This is a genomic window from Rhodanobacter sp. UC4437_H4 (assembly GCF_052978425.1).
The window spans coordinates 692,633-708,714 of sequence record NZ_CM129673.1; the positions used below are offsets into that span (position 1 = coordinate 692,633).

General features: G+C 68.5%; 13 protein-coding genes. 4 read left to right on the forward strand and 9 right to left on the reverse strand.

What is annotated here, in order from left to right; all coding sequences use genetic code 11:
• Positions 1–53 precede the first annotated feature (53 nt).
• Genes glmM through orn form a run of 3 tightly spaced genes read right to left on the reverse strand, consistent with a single transcriptional unit; the run spans position 54 to position 2,960 of the window.
• Positions 54–1,406 (reverse strand): phosphoglucosamine mutase, encoded by a 1,353-nt coding sequence (gene glmM, locus ACVCL3_RS03440; RefSeq protein ID WP_395118282.1) that lies wholly within the window; start codon positions 1,404–1,406, stop codon positions 54–56.
• Between the two features lie 44 nt (positions 1,407–1,450).
• Positions 1,451–2,359, reverse strand: a complete 909-nt coding sequence (gene folP / locus ACVCL3_RS03445) for a dihydropteroate synthase (protein WP_447100442.1) — start codon at positions 2,357–2,359, stop codon at positions 1,451–1,453.
• Positions 2,360–2,396: 37 nt separating this feature from the next.
• The gene (gene orn, locus ACVCL3_RS03450) at positions 2,397–2,960 is read right to left on the reverse strand and encodes an oligoribonuclease (protein WP_395118278.1); all 564 of its coding nucleotides are present in this window, start codon (positions 2,958–2,960) and stop codon (positions 2,397–2,399) included.
• Positions 2,961–3,029: 69 nt separating this feature from the next.
• On the opposite strand from orn, the gene sbcB reads away from it, so the two are divergent.
• Positions 3,030–4,472: an exodeoxyribonuclease I gene (gene sbcB, locus ACVCL3_RS03455; RefSeq protein WP_447100443.1), complete on the forward strand. Its 1,443-nt coding sequence runs from the start codon at positions 3,030–3,032 to the stop codon at positions 4,470–4,472.
• A 72-nt stretch (positions 4,473–4,544) separates the two neighbouring features.
• Entirely contained in the window at positions 4,545–5,231 is a 687-nt protein-coding gene (locus ACVCL3_RS03460; protein WP_447100444.1) for a DUF2461 domain-containing protein, read from the forward strand.
• 81 nt (positions 5,232–5,312) lie between these two features.
• Here the strand turns inward: ACVCL3_RS03460 and ACVCL3_RS03465 are convergent, their stop codons facing one another.
• The 4 genes from ACVCL3_RS03465 to rnk all read right to left on the reverse strand — a co-directional run bounded on the left by ACVCL3_RS03465 (position 5,313) and on the right by rnk (position 10,651).
• Positions 5,313–6,617, reverse strand: coding sequence for an MFS transporter (locus tag ACVCL3_RS03465; protein ID WP_447100445.1), 1,305 nt, complete (start codon positions 6,615–6,617; stop codon positions 5,313–5,315).
• Between the two features lie 218 nt (positions 6,618–6,835).
• Positions 6,836–7,792, reverse strand: a complete 957-nt coding sequence (epmA, locus tag ACVCL3_RS03470; protein ID WP_447100446.1) for an EF-P lysine aminoacylase EpmA — start codon at positions 7,790–7,792, stop codon at positions 6,836–6,838.
• Positions 7,792–10,182, reverse strand: a complete 2,391-nt coding sequence (gene ligA / locus ACVCL3_RS03475) for an NAD-dependent DNA ligase LigA (RefSeq protein WP_447100447.1) — start codon at positions 10,180–10,182, stop codon at positions 7,792–7,794. Before ligA ends, epmA begins: the two co-directional genes overlap by 1 nt.
• A 61-nt stretch (positions 10,183–10,243) precedes the next feature.
• Positions 10,244–10,651 carry a nucleoside diphosphate kinase regulator gene (gene rnk, locus ACVCL3_RS03480; protein ID WP_395118264.1) on the reverse strand — a complete coding sequence of 136 codons (408 nt, stop codon included), beginning with the start codon at positions 10,649–10,651 and terminating at the stop codon, positions 10,244–10,246.
• Between the two features lie 183 nt (positions 10,652–10,834).
• On the opposite strand from rnk, the gene ACVCL3_RS03485 reads away from it, so the two are divergent.
• The gene (locus tag ACVCL3_RS03485) at positions 10,835–12,289 is read left to right on the forward strand and encodes an MFS transporter (RefSeq protein WP_447099016.1); all 1,455 of its coding nucleotides are present in this window, start codon (positions 10,835–10,837) and stop codon (positions 12,287–12,289) included.
• 75 nt (positions 12,290–12,364) lie between these two features.
• Positions 12,365–13,573 (forward strand): cation:proton antiporter, encoded by a 1,209-nt coding sequence (locus tag ACVCL3_RS03490; RefSeq protein WP_395118260.1) that lies wholly within the window; start codon positions 12,365–12,367, stop codon positions 13,571–13,573.
• 116 nt (positions 13,574–13,689) lie between these two features.
• Here the strand turns inward: ACVCL3_RS03490 and ACVCL3_RS03495 are convergent, their stop codons facing one another.
• Together ACVCL3_RS03495 and ACVCL3_RS03500 are read right to left on the reverse strand one after the other, a co-directional pair.
• On the reverse strand, positions 13,690–14,673 hold the full coding sequence (locus ACVCL3_RS03495; RefSeq protein WP_447100448.1) for a malate dehydrogenase: 984 nt from the start codon (positions 14,671–14,673) through the stop codon (positions 13,690–13,692).
• A gap of 111 nt (positions 14,674–14,784) precedes the next feature.
• The gene (locus ACVCL3_RS03500; RefSeq protein ID WP_447100449.1) at positions 14,785–15,984 is read right to left on the reverse strand and encodes a pyridoxal phosphate-dependent aminotransferase; all 1,200 of its coding nucleotides are present in this window, start codon (positions 15,982–15,984) and stop codon (positions 14,785–14,787) included.
• Positions 15,985–16,082: the final 98 nt, after the last annotated feature.

Here is a 16,082-nt window from a genome sequence, read left to right on the forward strand (position 1 = left end):
CAGGGGGCGGGGCACGTCGGGCCAATCCATGGCGACCCGGTACTACCTCAGGTTCACGAGCGTTCGGCGGCGGATTTTACCGTTCCGGCGAGGCGATCCGCCAGTTGCCGCACTTCGTCCGCGTCGGCGCCCTCGACCGTGACCCGTACCACCGGCTCGGTGCCCGAAGCGCGCAGCACCACCCGGCCGCGCCCCTGCAGGACGCGCTCGACCTCGCCCAATGCAGCGCGCACCGCGTCGCTCCGCAGCGACTCGCGCGCACCCTCGGCGCGCACGTTGAGCATGACCTGCGGAAACTTCTGCAGCCCCTGGCGCGCGCTGGCCAGGTCATGGCCGGCGTGCGTCAGTGCTTCCAGCACGGCCAGCGCTGCGATGATGCCGTCGCCGGTGCTGGCCCGGTCCAGGCAAAGGATGTGGCCGGAAGTTTCACCACCCAGCACACCCTGGTGCTGCTGCAGTTGCTGCATGACGTAGCGGTCGCCGACGTTGGCGCGGATGAATGGCACGCCGAGGTCGTCCAGCGCCTGCTGCAACCCGAAATTGCTCATCAGGGTGCCGACCACCGGACCGGCCAGCAGGCCCTGCGCACGCAGGTGCCGGGCGAGGATGAACAGGATGTCGTCGCCATCGGCGAGTTCGCCATGCCGATCGACCAGGATCACCCGATCGCCGTCGCCATCGAACGCCACGCCCAGGTCGGCCGCATGCGCCAGCACCGCCTGCTGCAACGCCTCCGGATGGGTCGAACCCACTCCATCGTTGATATTGAAGCCATCGGGCTTGTCGCCGATCGCCACCACCTCGGCGCCCAGTTCGGCAAACACTTTCGGCGCGACCTGGTAGGTGGCGCCGTGCGCGCAGTCGAGCACCAGCTTGATCCCGCGCAGGCTGAAATCCTCGGCTACCGTGGCCTTGCAGAACTCCGCGTAGCGGGCCACCGCATCGGCGACGCGCACGGCCTTGCCCAGGCGTTCGGAGGCGACCGTGGTGAACGCCGCCTCCAGTTCAGCCTCGATCGCCAGTTCCACCGCATCGGAGAGCTTCTCGCCGGCCGCGGAGAAGAACTTGATGCCGTTGTCGTGGTGCGGATTGTGCGAGGCACTGATCACGATGCCGGCCTGGGCACGCATGGAGCGCGTCAGGAACGCCACGGCCGGCGTAGGCATCGGACCGAGCAGGCCGACGTCGGCACCGGCCGCCACCAGCCCGGCCTCCAGCGCGGCCTCGAACATGTAGCCTGATACGCGCGTGTCCTTGCCGATCAGCACCGTGGGCCGCTCGCCGCCCTCGCGCCCGAGCACGGCGCCCACGGCGCGACCAAGCTGCAGCATGAAATCGGCGCTGATCGGCCACTGCCCGACCAGGCCGCGAATGCCGTCGGTGCCGAAATACTTGCGTTCTGTCATCGTGGTATTCCGAGAAAGAAAGGGATCGCGTCGAGTCGGGCGTTTCAATCGTCGTCGGGCCAGCGCGGCGCCGCCGGACGATCGTCCCGGCGCGGCACCGTGTCGGCTGCCTGCACCGCACTCCATACCGCCAGCGCATCGACCGTGGGCAACACATCATGCACACGCACGATGCGGGCACCACGCTGCACTGCGATCAGCGCCGCGGCCACCGAACCGGCCGCGCGATCGGCCGGCGTGGCGCGGCCGGTCAGGGTGCCGATCATGCGCTTGCGCGAGAGACCGGCGTACACCCCGCTGCCCAGGCTGGTGAAACGATCCAGTGCGCACAGCAACGCAATATTGTGTTCCAGCGTCTTGCCGAAGCCGAAGCCGGGATCGACCACCACCTTGCGCCGGTCGATGCCCGCCAGCTCGCAGGCAAACAGGCGATCGGTGAGGAAACGATGCACCTCGGCGACGACGTCGTCGTAATGCGGGGCGTCCTGCATGCTGCGCGGCTCGCCCAGCATGTGCATCAGGCACACCGGCACGCCCAGCTCGGCTGCCGCCTCCAGCGCCCCGTCGCGGCGCAGCGCGTACACGTCGTTGATCATGCCCGCACCCGCGGCCACCGCCGCGCGCATCACCTGCGGGCGCGAGGTGTCGATGGAGATCGGCACCGTCGTGCGCGCCGCCAGCTGCTCGATCACCGGCAGCACGCGGCGCAACTCCTCCTCGACGGAGACCTCGTCGGCGCCGGGACGGGTGGATTCGCCACCCACGTCGAGCATGTCCGCGCCCTCCTCGACCATGCGCACGCCGTGCGCCACCGCGTCGTCCACGCTGGCGTGGATGCCGCCGTCGGAAAACGAATCAGGCGTGAGGTTGAGGATGCCGACCACGCGCGGGCGATCCAGCGACAGGGCGCGACCGGCGCAGTCCAGTACCGGTGCAAACCATTCGTTCGTCATGCTGATGTCTCCGCGCCGTGCCCTGCTGCCCGCGGGCTCATCCGCCCGTGCCGCCCAGCTCGCCCATGTAGCGCCGGTAATGGCGCAGCTCGGCGATGGAATCGCGGATGTCGGACAACGCCGTGTGCGCCGATTCCTTGCCCACGCTCTTGGCGATTTCCGGCGCCCAGCGACGCGCCAGTTCCTTCAACGTGGACACGTCGAGGTTGCGATAGTGGAAATAGCGCTCCAGCCGCGGCATCTGCCGGTGCATGAAGCGCCGGTCCTGGCAGATCGAGTTGCCGCACATCGGCGACTTGCCTGGCGGCACCCAGGCGCGCAGGAACTCCACGGTGGCCTGCTCGGCCATCGCGTGGTCGGTCTGCGAGTTCAGCACCTGGCGCCACAGGCCGGATTTGTGATGCTGGTTGATGTTCCAGCTGTCCATGGATTCCAGCCGGTCGATTTCATGGCGTATCGCGAAGACCGGGCCGTCGGCCAGCACGTTGAGGTTCTTGTCGGTAACCACCGTGGCGATCTCGAGAATCGAATCGTTGTCGGTGTCGAGGCCGGTCATCTCCAGATCGATCCAGATCAGGTTTTCTTCGTTGGCTTGGCTCATGGAATCTCCTTGTGCGACCCAGTTTATCAGCCTTGCCCGTGACGGATGCCTGCATGCGATCATCGCCGGATGCAGACCTTCTTCTGGCACGACTACGAGACCTCGGGCGCCGATCCACGCCGCGACCGCCCACTGCAGTTCGCCGGCATCCGCACCACGTTGGAGCTGGAAATCGTCGGCGAACCCGTGATGTTCTACGGCAAGCCCTCGCTGGAGATGCCGCCCCATCCGGACGCCTGCCTGATCACCGGCATCACGCCGCAGCAGGCCGAGCGCGAGGGCGTCGGCGAGGCCGACTTCGCCGCCCGCGTGCATGAACAGCTGGCCGCACCGGGCACCTGCGGAGTCGGCTACAACTCGCTGCGTTTCGACGACGAATTCACCCGGCAGATGCTCTACCGCAACTTCCACGACCCGTACGGCCGCGAATGGGAGAACGGCAATTCGCGCTGGGACCTGATCGACCTGGTGCGCATGTGCCAGGCGCTGCGCCCCGAGGGCATTATCTGGCCGACCCGCGAGGATGGCTCGCCGAGTTTCAAGCTGGAGCACCTGGCCAGCGCGAACCGGCTCAGCCAGGAGCGGGCGCATGATGCCCTGTCCGACGTCCGCGCGCTGATCGACCTGGCCCGGCTGATCCGTGTGCGCCAACCGCGACTGTGGGACTGGTACTACGCGTTGCGCCGCAAGCAGAAGGTGTTCGACCTGCTCGACGTGGTGAACATGACGCCGCTGGTGCACGTCTCCTCGCGCTACCCGGCCAGTCGCCACTGCCTTGCACTGATCGCGCCGCTGGCCGCGCATCCGGGCCGCGCCGGCGAAGTGATCGTGTACGACCTGGCCACCGATCCGGCCGAATGGCTGGCGCTGGACGAAGACGAGATCGCCGACCGCATCTTCACGCCGCGTGCCGATCTCCCCGAAGGCATCGAACGCATCCCGCTGCGCACGGTGCGGGCAAACCACGCACCGGCGCTGGCGCCGCTGTCGGTGCTGCAAGGCGTGGACCAGCAGCGCCTGCAACTCGACCTGGAGCGTTGCCTCGCGCATCGCGACACCTTGCGCGCGGTCGACGGGCTGGCCGAAAAGCTGCGTCGCGTGTTCCAGCGCGCCGCGGAGTTTCCTCCGCCGGAAGATCCGGAGCTGGCGCTCTACAACGGCTTCCTGCCCGATGCCGACAAGCGCCTGCTGGCCCAGGTACGTGCCACGCCACCGGCAGAACTGGGCACGCGCGCGTTTCCATTCCGCGACCCGCGCTATCCGGAGCTGCTGTTCCGCTACCGCGCGCGCAACTGGCCCGAGACGCTGGACGCGGAGGAACACGTGCGCTGGGGTGCATTCCGCCAGGCACGGCTGACTCGCCACACGCCGCTGACCGGACTCACGCTCGATGACTACTTCGCCCGCCTCGGCGAGCTGCGCCACGATCCGGCCGCGCAGGACAAGCTGCCCCTGCTCGACCAGTTGCAGGCCTGGGGCGAGCAACTCGCCCACAGCATCGACGGAACGTAGGGCGGGCGCTGCCCGCCACCGCGACACGCCCAAAGCCCGGCGCAATGCCCGCCCCACCCTCGACGAACCACCATGCCCAAGAGCTATTTCACCCCCGCCACCTTCCGCTTCCTGCGCGCTCTGGAACGCTACAACCATCGCGACTGGTTCCACGCGCACAAGAACGACTACGAGCGCCACGTGCGCGAGCCGTTCCTCGTCCTGATCGCCGATCTGCAGGCGCCGCTGGCGGAGATCAGCCCGCACTACCGCGCCGACCCGCGCAAGAACGGCGGTTCGCTGTACCGCATCTACCGCGACACGCGCTACTCCAACAACAAGCTGCCGTACAAATCCTGGCAGGGCTCGCGTTTCACCCATGAGCGACGCCACGAGATCCAGGCGCCCGGTTTCTACCTCCACATCGAACCCGGCGACTGTTTCGCCGGTGGCGGCATGTGGCATCCGGAGCCGGACGCACTGAAGCACATCCGCGAATTCCTGGTCGACAATCCGGAAGCATGGAAGCGCGCCACGCGAAGCAAGACCTTCCGGGAGCACCTGCAGCTCGCCGGTGAATCGCTGATCCGCCCGCCGCGCGGCTACGACCCGGCGCATGAGCTGATCGAGGATCTCAAGCGCAAGGATTTCATCGCCAGCACCGGCTTCAGCGAAGCGCTGGCCTGCTCTGACGAACTGCTGCCGTGGACGGTCGCCACCTTCAAGCGCGTCGCGCCGCTGGTCGACTATCTGTGCGCCGCGCAGGAGCTGGAGTTCTGATCGCCCACGGCAGGAGCCCGCTCGCGGGCGATGCTCTTGTCTTCGTGCGCGCAGGGAAAAGCATCGCCCGCAAGCGGGCTCCTACGCATGCCGGCGACGAAGTTGCGTGTACGCCACGCTCATCCCGATCACCGCGGCGAACGCCACGTAATGCGCCGGCGCCAGCACGCCGAACTGCTTCACCAGCAGGCCGATCAGCGGCGGCGTGATGCCGCCGAACACTGCGTAGGCGATGTTGTACGAGAACGACAATCCGGAGAAGCGCACCGCGGGCGGGAACGCCACCACCATCAGCGCCGGGACCACGCCGACCACGCCGACGGCCAGCCCGGCGAGCGCGTACAGCACGAGGAAATGCGCCGCCCCGAAGCGCAGATCCAGATACAGCGCGTAGCTGCACACCACCAGGCCGGCCGCGCCGAACAGCAGCGCGCGCGCAAACCCGATTCGATCCGCCAGGACGCCATAGCCCAGACAGCCCAACGCCAGCGCGACGGAGGCCACGGTGTTGCCGAGGAACGCCCGCGCCGGCGCCACATGGAACACCGACTGCACCAGCGACGGCGTCATCAGGACGATCACCAGGATCGCCGCGGTGAGCATCCAGGTCACCAGCATCGACAGCAGCACACTGGGAAAATGCTGCTCGAATACTTGCCGCAGCGGCAGGCCGCTGGCCAGCTCTCGCCGGGCGTGCATCGCCTCGAATACCGGCGTCTCGCTGAGCCAGCGCCGCAGCCACACCGCTAAGAAACCGAACACGCCGCCGACCAGGAACGGCACGCGCCAGCCCCAATCGAGCACGGTCGCCGGGCTCATCCGGCTGTTGATCGCCGCCGCCGCCAGCGAGCCGATCACGATGCCCACGGTCAGCCCCGAAGTGAGGCTGGCGCAGGCAAATCCCACCCGTCGCGCCGGCACGTGCTCGGCCACGAACACCCACGCGCCGGGTACTTCGCCTCCCACCGCGATGCCCTGCACCACCCGCAGCGACAGCAAGGCCAGCGGCGCCAGCATGCCGACCTGCGCGTATACCGGCAGCAGGCCGATACCCAGCGTGGGCACCGCCATCAGGAACACGCTGAGCGTGAACATCCGCTTGCGCCCCAGCTTGTCGCCGTAGTGGGCCATCACGATGCCGCCCAGCGGCCGCGCGAGGTAGCCCGCCGCGAAGATGCCGAACACCTGCAGCTGCGCCAGCCACGGCGCGGTGTCGTGCGGGAAGAACAGCTGGCTCAGCGGGATCGCGAAAAACACGAACACCACGAAGTCGTAGAACTCCAGCGCGCCGCCCAGGGCCGCCAGGGTCAGCGTGCGGATGTCGCGGCGACCGAGAGTCCGGTCATCCGTGATGTCACGCTGCAACACGAGGCCATGTTCGATCATCGTCAGTTTTCCGGGAGCCGCCGTGGCCGCCGCGGAAACATAACCCAAAAACCGGTCCGCCCGATCGACCTGGGTGCTCGGGCTGCGAGCCGTTTTCCGATGGGTCTCCGGCGCGACTGGCCGGGGATTTCAAGCCCGGTCGACCGGCTGGAGCAACCGGCGGGGGCGACTCCGCCTGAGCGACAAGGCGTGCGGCCGGCCTGGTCGCGCGCCGCGTCTCACGCCCGGGCAAACGGAAACGCCAACACGTCGGCGATCGCGTCGGTGTCGGCAAGGCACATCAACAGACGCTCCACGCCCAGCGCCACGCCGGCGCAAGCGGGCATGGCATCGAGCACGTCCAGCAGGTTCTCGTCCAGCGGGACCTCGCGCAGGCCGCGCTCGCGGCGTACCGCGTTGTCGCGCTCGAAGCGCCCGCGCTGCTCGGCCGCATCGTTCAACTCGTGGTAGCCGTTGGCCAGCTCGTAACGGCCCAGATACAGCTCGAAGCGCTCGGCCAGCGGCGGTTCGCCGGGGCGAATCTTCGCGAGTGCACACTGGCTGGCCGGATAGTCGTGGATCACCGTGATGCGGTCGCGCGGAAACGCCGGCTGCAGCTTGTGGGTGATCAACAGGTCGAGCCAGTCGTCACGGCCAAGCCCGTCCGGGCCGATGCCGAACGCGGTCAGCGGCGCACGCAGTTCGTCCACCGGCGCATGCAACGGGTCAATGCCCAGCCCGTCCAGGAACAGCTGCCGGTACGTGGTCACCCGCACCTCGGCGCGCCGCCCCACCAGCCCCAGCGCAGCCTCCACCAGCACGATGGTTTCCTGCATCAGCCGGCGATGATCCCAACCGACCCGGTACCACTCCAGCATGGTGAACTCGGGGTTGTGACGCCCGCCCGCCTCGCCGTTGCGAAACACCCGGCCCAGCTCGTAGCAGTCGCCGACACCCGCCGCGAGCAGCCGCTTCAGCGGGTACTCCGGCGAGGTGCGCAACCAGCGCTCGCGCGCACCGGCATCGACATGGCCGCTGAAGGTCGTGCTGAAACCCTGCATGTTCGGATCGGTATTGCCGGCTGCCGACAGCACCGGGGTTTCCACCTCCAGCACGTCGCGCGTGGCGAAGTACGCGCGGATCAGGGCGTACAGCCGTGCACGCAAGCGCAGGGCGTCAGGCAGGGCGAGACTCATCAACCCGCCCCGTGCTCGTCGAGCAAGGCCAGCAACTGCGCCTCGTCCCAGACCGGCACGCCAAGCTCCTGCGCCTTGTCCAGTTTCGAGCCGGCTTCAACGCCTGCCACCACCACGCTGGTCTTTTTCGAGACCGATCCGGACACCTTGGCGCCCAGCGCCTCCAGCCGATCCTTTGCCTCGTCGCGGCTGAGCGAGGCCAGCGTGCCGGTGAGCACGAAGGTCTGCCCGTCCAGCGGCGCCGCGGCCACGGCCGCGCCGGCGGGAATCGCATCGAGCAGGCGGTGCATCGCTGCCTCGGCATCGCGCAACGCAGCCTGTGCAGCGGGATCGGCCAGGAAGGCTTCCAACGCCGCCGCCGCGGCCTGCGGCACGCCAGCGGTGATCCAGTGCGCCGCGCCCGCGGCGAGCAGGCGATCGAGCGTGGGGAAATGCTGCGCCAGCAGCTTGCTGCTCTTGGGACCGAGCTTGTTGATCCCGGCCATGTCCAGCAGCACGCCCAGATTCAGCCGCTCGCGCAGCTGCGGCGAAGGCGCGCGCTCGTCACTGAACACGATGCCGGCCTCGAGCAGCGCATCGACCACCTGCTGGTTGCCCGCCTGCGCGAAGAAGCCGGCGATCGAGGTGGCCACTTCGGCGCCGACGTCAGGCAGCACGCGCAGTACCGGCGCCGGCATGGCGCGCACGACATCGAGCCGGCCCAGCCACGCGGCCAGCGTCTTGGCCGTGCTCTCGCCGATATGCATGATGCCCAGCGCGAACAGGAAGCGCGCCAGCGTGGTGTGCTTGCTGGCCTCGATGCCGGCGACCAGGTTCTCGGCCCACTTGGTCGCCACCTTGCCGGCCTTGACCGTTTCGGGCGTGGTGCCATCCCGTTCGTCGATCGCCTGCTTCATCGCCACGAAGCTGTCGACGGTGAGCGCGTACAGATCGGCTGGCGAGTGCACGATGTCGAACTCCACCAGCGCCTCGGCGAAGCGCTCACCCAGGCCTTCGATGTCCATGGCACGACGCGACGCGAAGTGGATCAGTGCCTCCTTGCGCTGTGCCGCGCAGATCAGTCCGCCGGAGCAGCGCCAGGCGGCGGCGCCCTCTTCGCGGATCAGCGCGGAACCGCACACCGGGCATTGCGCGGGCATCGTCCACGGCACCGTGCCGGGCGGGCGCTGGTCCTCGACCACGCGCACCACTTCCGGAATCACGTCGCCGGCACGGCGCACGATCACCGTGTCGCCGATGCGCGCATCCAGCCGCGCGACCTGGTCGGCGTTGTGCAGCGTGGCGTAGGTGACGGTGACGCCGGCCACTTGTACCGGCTCCATCCGCGCGCGCGGCGTGGCGGCGCCGGTGCGGCCGATCTGCACCTCGATGTCGAGCAGGCGGGTGGTTTGCTCCTGCGCGGGAAACTTGTGCGCGATCGCCCAGCGCGGCGCGCGCGAGACGAAACCCATCTCGCGCTGGCCTTCGTAATCGTCCAGCTTGTAGACCACGCCGTCGATGTCGTAAGGCAGGCTGTCGCGCCTGGCGCCGATGCGCCGGAAATAGGCGATCAGGCCATCGAAGCCACGTGCGATGTCCACTTCCGGCGACACCGGGAACCCCCACTCGCGCAGCTGCCGCAGCGTGGCCGAATGGGTCGGCGGCAGCTCGCCGCCCTCGACCACGCCGATCGCGTAGGCGAAGAAGCTCAGGCGCCGCTTCGCGGTGATCGCCGGGTCGAGCTGGCGCAGCGAGCCGGCAGCGCCGTTGCGCGGATTGGCCAGCGGCTTCTCGTCGTGGGCGCGGGCGTATGCGTTGAACGCCTCGAAATCCTTGCGCAGCATGATCACCTCGCCGCGTACTTCGAGCACCTCGGGCCAGTCCTTGCCGCGCAGCTTCAACGGGATCGCCCGCACCGTGCGCAGGTTGGCGGTGACGTCCTCGCCCGTTTCGCCGTCGCCGCGGGTGGCGCCCTGCACGAACACGCCATGCTCGTAGCGCAGGCTGATCGCCAGGCCATCGAGCTTGGGTTCGACCGAGAAAACTGGTTCAGTCCGTTTTGTCGTCTGCTCGATGCGCCGCTCGAACTCGGCCACCTCGTGGAAGCGTTCGCGATCGGTCTCGCCGTCCTGCTCGAAGGCATTGCCGAGCGACAGCATCGAGATCGCGTGGCGCACCTCGGCAAAGCCGCCGTGCGCGCGTGCGCCGACCTTGCGCGTCGGTGAATCGGGTGAGGCCAGCGCCGGGTGTGCGGCTTCCAGCGCTTCCAGTTCGCGCATCAGGCGGTCGTACGCGGCATCGGTGATGTCCGCGTCGTCGAGCACGTGGTAGCGGTAATTGGCCTGCTCGATCTGCGAGCGCAGTGCGGCGGCGCGGGCCAGGATGTCGGCGGGAACGGCGGTTGCGGCCATGCGGGTCTCCTTCTTCGCGCAGTTTAGCGACCCGCCGGTGCGCCCGCCGCGCGCGCGGCGCTCAGCGGTGCAGGTGGCCGGCGGCCTCGGGCTGGTAGGTGATCTCCAGCACTTTCAGGCGGCGCTTGCGCCCGTCGGGCATCGGCCAGTCGATCTGCTGGCCGCGCGCCAGGCCCAGCAGCGCACTGCCCACGGGGGCGAGGATCGAGACCGTACCGGGCGCACCGGCGCCGGCCGGATAGACCAGGGTGAGGGTCAGCTTTTCGCCGTCGGACTCGTCTTCGAAGACCACGGTGGAGTTCATCGTCACGATGTGCGGCGGCATGTCCGCCGGCTCGACCACGTCGGCGCGATCCAGCTCGGCGCGCAGCGCCTGCAGCTTGTCGGCCTCGGCTGCCGGCAACCGCTCCAGCAGGGCTTCGATGCGATCCAGGTCGATGCGCGACACGGTGATTGCTGAATGACTCATGGTGATTCCTGGTTCCCGCGGCTCCAGCCGCACAAAAACACGCGCCAGAACATGGTGTCCCGGCGCGTGAGGTCGGTTATCCGCTGCCGCGCCTGGCACATCACCGGCGGCAGGTGCATCAGACGTGACTGTGCAAAATCCCGGCGCCAAATGCAAGCTGTCACAACAGTTATCATGCCCGACATGGCCAGCCCAGCCGCCGCGGACGCCCCTTCAGCAACGGTTTCGGCCGCCTTGCCCGAGCCGTCCACGCGCGAGCGCTTCCGCGGCCTGCTGTGGCTGGTCGCGGCGGCCTTCTTCATGCAGGCGCTGGATTCCACCGTGGTCAACACCGCGGTGCCGATGATGGCCGTGGCGCTGGAGGTAACCCCGCTGGGCATGCGCACGGCGCTGACCAGCTACGTGCTGACCCTGGCGATCCTGATCCCGGCCAGTCCGTGGCTGTGCGACCGGCTGGGCACGCGGCGGGTGTTCGGCGCCGCGATCGTGGTGTTCGGGCTGGGTTCGCTGCTGTGCGGGCTGGCGCAGACGCTGCCGCAACTGGTCGCCGCGCGCGTGCTGCAGGGCATCGGTGGCGCCTCGCTGATGCCGGTCGGGCGCTACGTGCTGGTGCGCAGCATCGACAGGCGCGAGTTCGTGCGCGCGATGAGCACGGTGGCCACCTTCGGCCTGCTGGGTTCAGTACTCGGCCCCCTGCTCGGCGGCGCGCTGGTGGAGTTCACCTCGTGGCGGCTGATCTTCCTGATCAACGTGCCGGTGGCGATCGCCGGGGTGTGGATGAACCGGCGCGACATGCCGGACTACCGGCTGGAGCGCGCACACCGTTTCGACCTGTTCGGCTTCGGGCTTTTCGCCGCCGCTTCGGCCCTGCTGCTGATCGCCTCGGAGCTGGCCGGCGCCACGCCGGTGCCGTGGATGCGCATCGGCCAATGCAGTCTGGCGGCGGTGCTGCTGGGCCTGGCCTATGTGTGGCACAGCCGACGCACCGCCTTTCCGGTCGCCGACCTGACCCTGCTCAAGGTGCGCAGCGTGTGGGTGGCGCTGGCCGGCGGCCTGTTCACCCGGCTCGGCATCTCCGGCATGTTCCTGTTGCTGGTGCTGTTCCTGCAGGTCGGTTGCGGCTGGTCGCCGCTGATGGCCGGCCTGATGATGGTGCCGCAGGCATTGGGTTCGATCTGCGCCAAATGGGCGATCAATCGCGTGCTGGTGCACCTGGGTTACCGCCGCCTGCTGCTGGGCAACACCTTGATCGTGGCCGTGCTGCTGGCGGCGTTTGCCCTGCTCGGACCGGCCACGCCGGTGTGGGCCATCGCGACGTTGACGTTCTGCTACGGCGGCTTCGCCGGGCTGCAGTACACCGCGATGAACACGCTGATCTACCACGACCTGGACATCGCGCACGCCTCGATGGCTTCGTCGATGGCCTCGACCGTGCAATACCTCGCGATGAGCTTCGGCATCGCGCTGTCCACGCTGCTGATGCAGGCGCTGCTGCAGGGACATGAGCGCGCGGATTATGTCGAGGCGTTCCGCTGGACGGTGCTGCTGCTGGCGCTGGTCACGGCGGCGGCCAGCCGCGTGTTCGGCCGGCTGCGGCACGATCGCCCGCTGTCGCGAGCCGGCGCGGCGGCAGGTTGAACCGCGGCAAGGCGCCGCCCGGCGAGAGGCTGCGTGTAGCATGCAGTCTTTGCCGCAAGCTCGGGCACGTATTGCATGCACCACGCCAGCGAAATCCTGTTCACCCTGTTTGTCGTGTTCGTCGCCGCCCAGATCGGCAGCGAGATCGCGCAACGACTGAAGCTGCCCGGCGTGGTCGGCGAGATCGCCGCCGGTTGCGCGATCGGCCCTTCCCTGCTCGGCTGGATCAGCCCGGGGCAGATCGCCACCGGCACCCCGCTCGACGTGCTGGCGGAGATCGGCGTGATCCTGCTGCTGTTCGCGGTGGGCCTGGAAACCCGGCTGGAAGACATGAAGAAGGTCGGTGCGGTGGCGTTCGCGGTCGGCGTGGTCGGCGTGCTGGTGCCGTTCGGCATGGGCAGCGTGTGGGCCCACGGCAACGGCTTCGACTGGGACCGTTCACTGTTCGTCGCGGCGGCCTTCGTGGCCACCTCGGCCGGCATCACCGCGCGCGTGCTGCAGGAGCTGGGCGCACTGCAGCGGATCGAGAGCAAGGTGATCCTGGGTGCGGCGGTGATCGATGACATCCTGGCCATGCTGCTGCTCGGCGTCGTGATTTCACTGCAGGGTGGCGGCAGCGTCGATGCCTCGCACCTGCTGGTGGTACTCGCCGGTGCGGCGGGCTTCATCGCGGTGATTGGCTGGGGCGGCGCGCGGGTGATGCGCTGGAACTCCGCCTGGCTGGACAAGCCGCTGGGCCCGCATTCGCCGCTGATGATCGTGCTGGCGCTGTGCCTGGGGCTGGCCTGGCTGTCCACCCGCTTCGGCCTGGCCGCGATCATCGGCGCGTTCCTGGCCGGCATGATCGCCTCGGAAACGCGCCAGCAGCACACCCTGGAAAAGCAGACGGCCCCGCTGCTCGCCCTGCTTACCCCGTTCTTCTTCGTGGTCACCGGCAGCAAGGTCGACCTGCACGAACTGGCCAGCGCCGAGGCGCTGTGGATGCTGGCGGTGGTCACCGCGATCGCGGTGGTATCCAAGCTGGCCGGCGGCTGGCTCGGTTCGCTCACGCTGGGCACGCGCAGCGCCACCATCATCGGCTTCGGCATGGTGCCGCGCGGCGAGGTGGGCATCGTGGTCGCCACCCTGGGGCTGGCCGCCGGCGTGTTCGACAACCGCATCTACGCGATCATCGTGGCGATGTCGCTGCTCACCGCCATGGTCACGCCGCCGATCCTTGCCTGGCTGCTCAAGCGCGGCGATCAGGCTGCCGGCACCACGGAGTTGCCCGAGGCACCGAACTGACCGCTGCCGCTTGCGGCAGCGACGAAACGACAACGGGCCGGCGCAAGCCGGCCCGTTGGAGTGCCGCCGTGGCCCGCTGCCCCTGCGCAGAGGGCGGGCCGGGCATCGCGGCGGGATTACTTGGCGAACAGGTGCTCCACGCCGGCGCGCTCCTCGCGCAGTTCCTTGTCGGTGGCGTCCATGCGTGAACGCGAGAAGGCGCCGATCTCCAGGCCCTGCACGATCTCGTACTTGCCGTTCTTCACGGTCACCGGGTAGCCGTAGATCACGCCCGGCGCGATGCCGTAGGAGCCATCGGCAGGAATGCCCATCGAGGCCCAGTCGCCCTCGGCCGTGCCCTGCGCCCAGGTGCGCATGTGGTCGATCGCCGCCGAGGCAGCCGAGGCGGCCGACGAGGCGCCGCGTGCCTTGATGATGGCCGCGCCGCGCTGCTGCACGGTGGGAATGAACTCGTTCTCGTACCAGGCCTGGTCGACCAGGCTCAGCGCCGGCTTGCCGTCGACGGTGGCGTGGTGCAGGTCGGGATACTGGGTGGAGCTGTGGTTGCCCCAGATCGTCATCTTCTTCACGTCGGTGTTGTGCTTGCCGGTCTTCTCGGCGAGCTGGCTCTTGGCGCGGTTGTGGTCGAGGCGAACCATCGCGGTGAAGCACTTCGGATCCAGGTCCGGCGCGTTCTGCTGGGCGATCAGGGCATTGGTGTTGGCCGGGTTGCCGACCACCAGCACCCTCACGTCACGCCTGGCATGCGCGTTCAGGGCCTTGCCCTGCGGTGCGAAGATCGCGCCGTTGGCTTCCAGCAGATCCTTGCGCTCCATGCCCGGGCCGCGCGGGCGCGCGCCGACCAGCAGGGCGTAATCCACATCCTTGAACGCGACATTGGCGTCATCGGTGGCGACCACGCCGGCCAGCGTCGGGAACGCGCAATCGTTGAGTTCCATCACCACGCCCTGCAGCGCCGGCAGGGCCGGGGTGATCTCCAGCAGATGCAGGATCACCGGCTGGTCGGGGCCGAGCATGTCGCCGGCGGCGATGCGGAACAGCAAGGCATAGCCGATCTGGCCGGCAGCACCGGTAACGGCAACTCGAACGGGGGCTTTCATGGACGATGACTCCTTCTGGGGGTGTTCATTCTCGTGCAGGAGCGCACCCTGCGCGCGATGTTCCTGTCGCGAAAGGCATCGCGCACAGGGTGCGCTCCTGCAGGCACTGATTCACGTCAGTTCGGCGAAAAATTCGGCGATACGGTCCAGGCCGGGTTGCAACTGGGCCTGCGGGCAGGTGTAGGAAATGCGCATCGCCCGCGGCTCGCCGAAGGCCGAGCCGGGCACGCAGGCCACGCCCTTGGCTTCCAGCAGCGCGGCGCAGAACTCCACGTCATTGTCGATCTTCATGCTGCCGTGGCGCTTGCCGAATGCCGCCGAGATGTCCGGGAACGCGTAGAACGCGCCCTGCGGCCGCGGGCAGGCCACGCCGGGAATCGCCGTGAGCGCGGCAAACACCGTGTCGCGCCGGCCGGCGAACTCCCTGCACCTGGCCTGCGGCACGTCCTGCGGGCCGGACAGGGCTGCGACGGCCGCGGCGGTGATCACTTCCGGCAGGCTGGTGATGTGGTTGGAATTGAGCGTGGTGACCGCCTTGGCCACCACTTCGGGGCCAGCCAGCAGGCCCACGCGCCAGCCCGGCATGCCGTAGGTCTTGGAGACCGAATCGACGAAGATCACCCGCTCGCGCAGCTCCGGCCTGGCGAACACGAAGTTGTGGTATCCCAGCCCGTCGAACACCATCGCGTTGTAGATGTCGTCGGTGATGACCCAGGTATCCGGGTGCCGGGCGATCACCTCGGCCAGTGCGGCGATTTCCGCGCCGGTGTAGACCATGCCGGTGGGGTTGGACGGGTTGTTGAACAGAAACACCTTCGGCTTGCGCGCCAGCGCGGCGTCGAGCTGGGCCGGGGTGAGCTTGTAGTTCTGCTCCGCCCCGCACGGCATCACGTGGATCTTCGCGCCCACGATGTCGGCGATGTCGCGGTAGGTGGTCCAGTACGGCGCGGCGAAGCAGATCTCCTCGCCTTCGTCCAGCAACGCCTCGGCCAGGTTGTACAGCACCTGCTTGGCGCCGATGCCGATCGACAGGTTCGTGCGCGTGTAGCCGCTGAAGCCGAGCGCCTCGATGTGCCTGAGGAATGCATCCAGCAGCGCGTCGGCGCCCCGGTTGCTGCCGTACTGGCCGGAGTCGTGCGAGAGCGACTCGCGCGCGGCGGCGTAGACATGCTCGCCGGGCAGGAAGTTCGGCACGCCGATGGAGAAGCTGATGATGTCGCGGCCGGCAGCCCTGAGCTGTCTGGCCTTCTCGGCGATGAGCATGATCGCGCTGGGTTTGGCGCGGCCGACACGCTTGGCGAGCTGGGGCATTGCTGTCTCACGCAGTGAGGAAACAAAGGCCGCAATTTTACCACGCCGCCCGCCCCGGGCGCTCGTCTGCCATGCGCTTGCGCCACCGCCGTCCAATC

Excerpts from the sequence above, each read along its gene's own strand:
- ACVCL3_RS03500 (WP_447100449.1), bottom strand. The coding sequence starts at position 15,984 with ATGCCCCAGCTCGCCAAGCGTGTCGGCCGCGCCAAACCCAGCGCGATC.
- ACVCL3_RS03460 (WP_447100444.1), top strand. The coding sequence starts at position 4,545 with ATGCCCAAGAGCTATTTCACCCCCGCCACCTTCCGCTTCCTGCGCGCT.
- folP (WP_447100442.1), bottom strand. The coding sequence starts at position 2,359 with ATGACGAACGAATGGTTTGCACCGGTACTGGACTGCGCCGGTCGCGCC.
- orn (WP_395118278.1), bottom strand. The coding sequence starts at position 2,960 with ATGAGCCAAGCCAACGAAGAAAACCTGATCTGGATCGATCTGGAGATG.
- ACVCL3_RS03485 (WP_447099016.1), top strand. The coding sequence starts at position 10,835 with ATGGCCAGCCCAGCCGCCGCGGACGCCCCTTCAGCAACGGTTTCGGCC.
- sbcB (WP_447100443.1), top strand. The coding sequence starts at position 3,030 with ATGCAGACCTTCTTCTGGCACGACTACGAGACCTCGGGCGCCGATCCA.
- ligA (WP_447100447.1), bottom strand. The coding sequence starts at position 10,182 with ATGGCCGCAACCGCCGTTCCCGCCGACATCCTGGCCCGCGCCGCCGCA.
- epmA (WP_447100446.1), bottom strand. The coding sequence starts at position 7,792 with ATGAGTCTCGCCCTGCCTGACGCCCTGCGCTTGCGTGCACGGCTGTAC.
- ACVCL3_RS03490 (WP_395118260.1), top strand. The coding sequence starts at position 12,365 with ATGCACCACGCCAGCGAAATCCTGTTCACCCTGTTTGTCGTGTTCGTC.
- ACVCL3_RS03465 (WP_447100445.1), bottom strand. The coding sequence starts at position 6,617 with ATGATCGAACATGGCCTCGTGTTGCAGCGTGACATCACGGATGACCGG.
- rnk (WP_395118264.1), bottom strand. The coding sequence starts at position 10,651 with ATGAGTCATTCAGCAATCACCGTGTCGCGCATCGACCTGGATCGCATC.
- glmM (WP_395118282.1), bottom strand. The coding sequence starts at position 1,406 with ATGACAGAACGCAAGTATTTCGGCACCGACGGCATTCGCGGCCTGGTC.
- ACVCL3_RS03495 (WP_447100448.1), bottom strand. The coding sequence starts at position 14,673 with ATGAAAGCCCCCGTTCGAGTTGCCGTTACCGGTGCTGCCGGCCAGATC.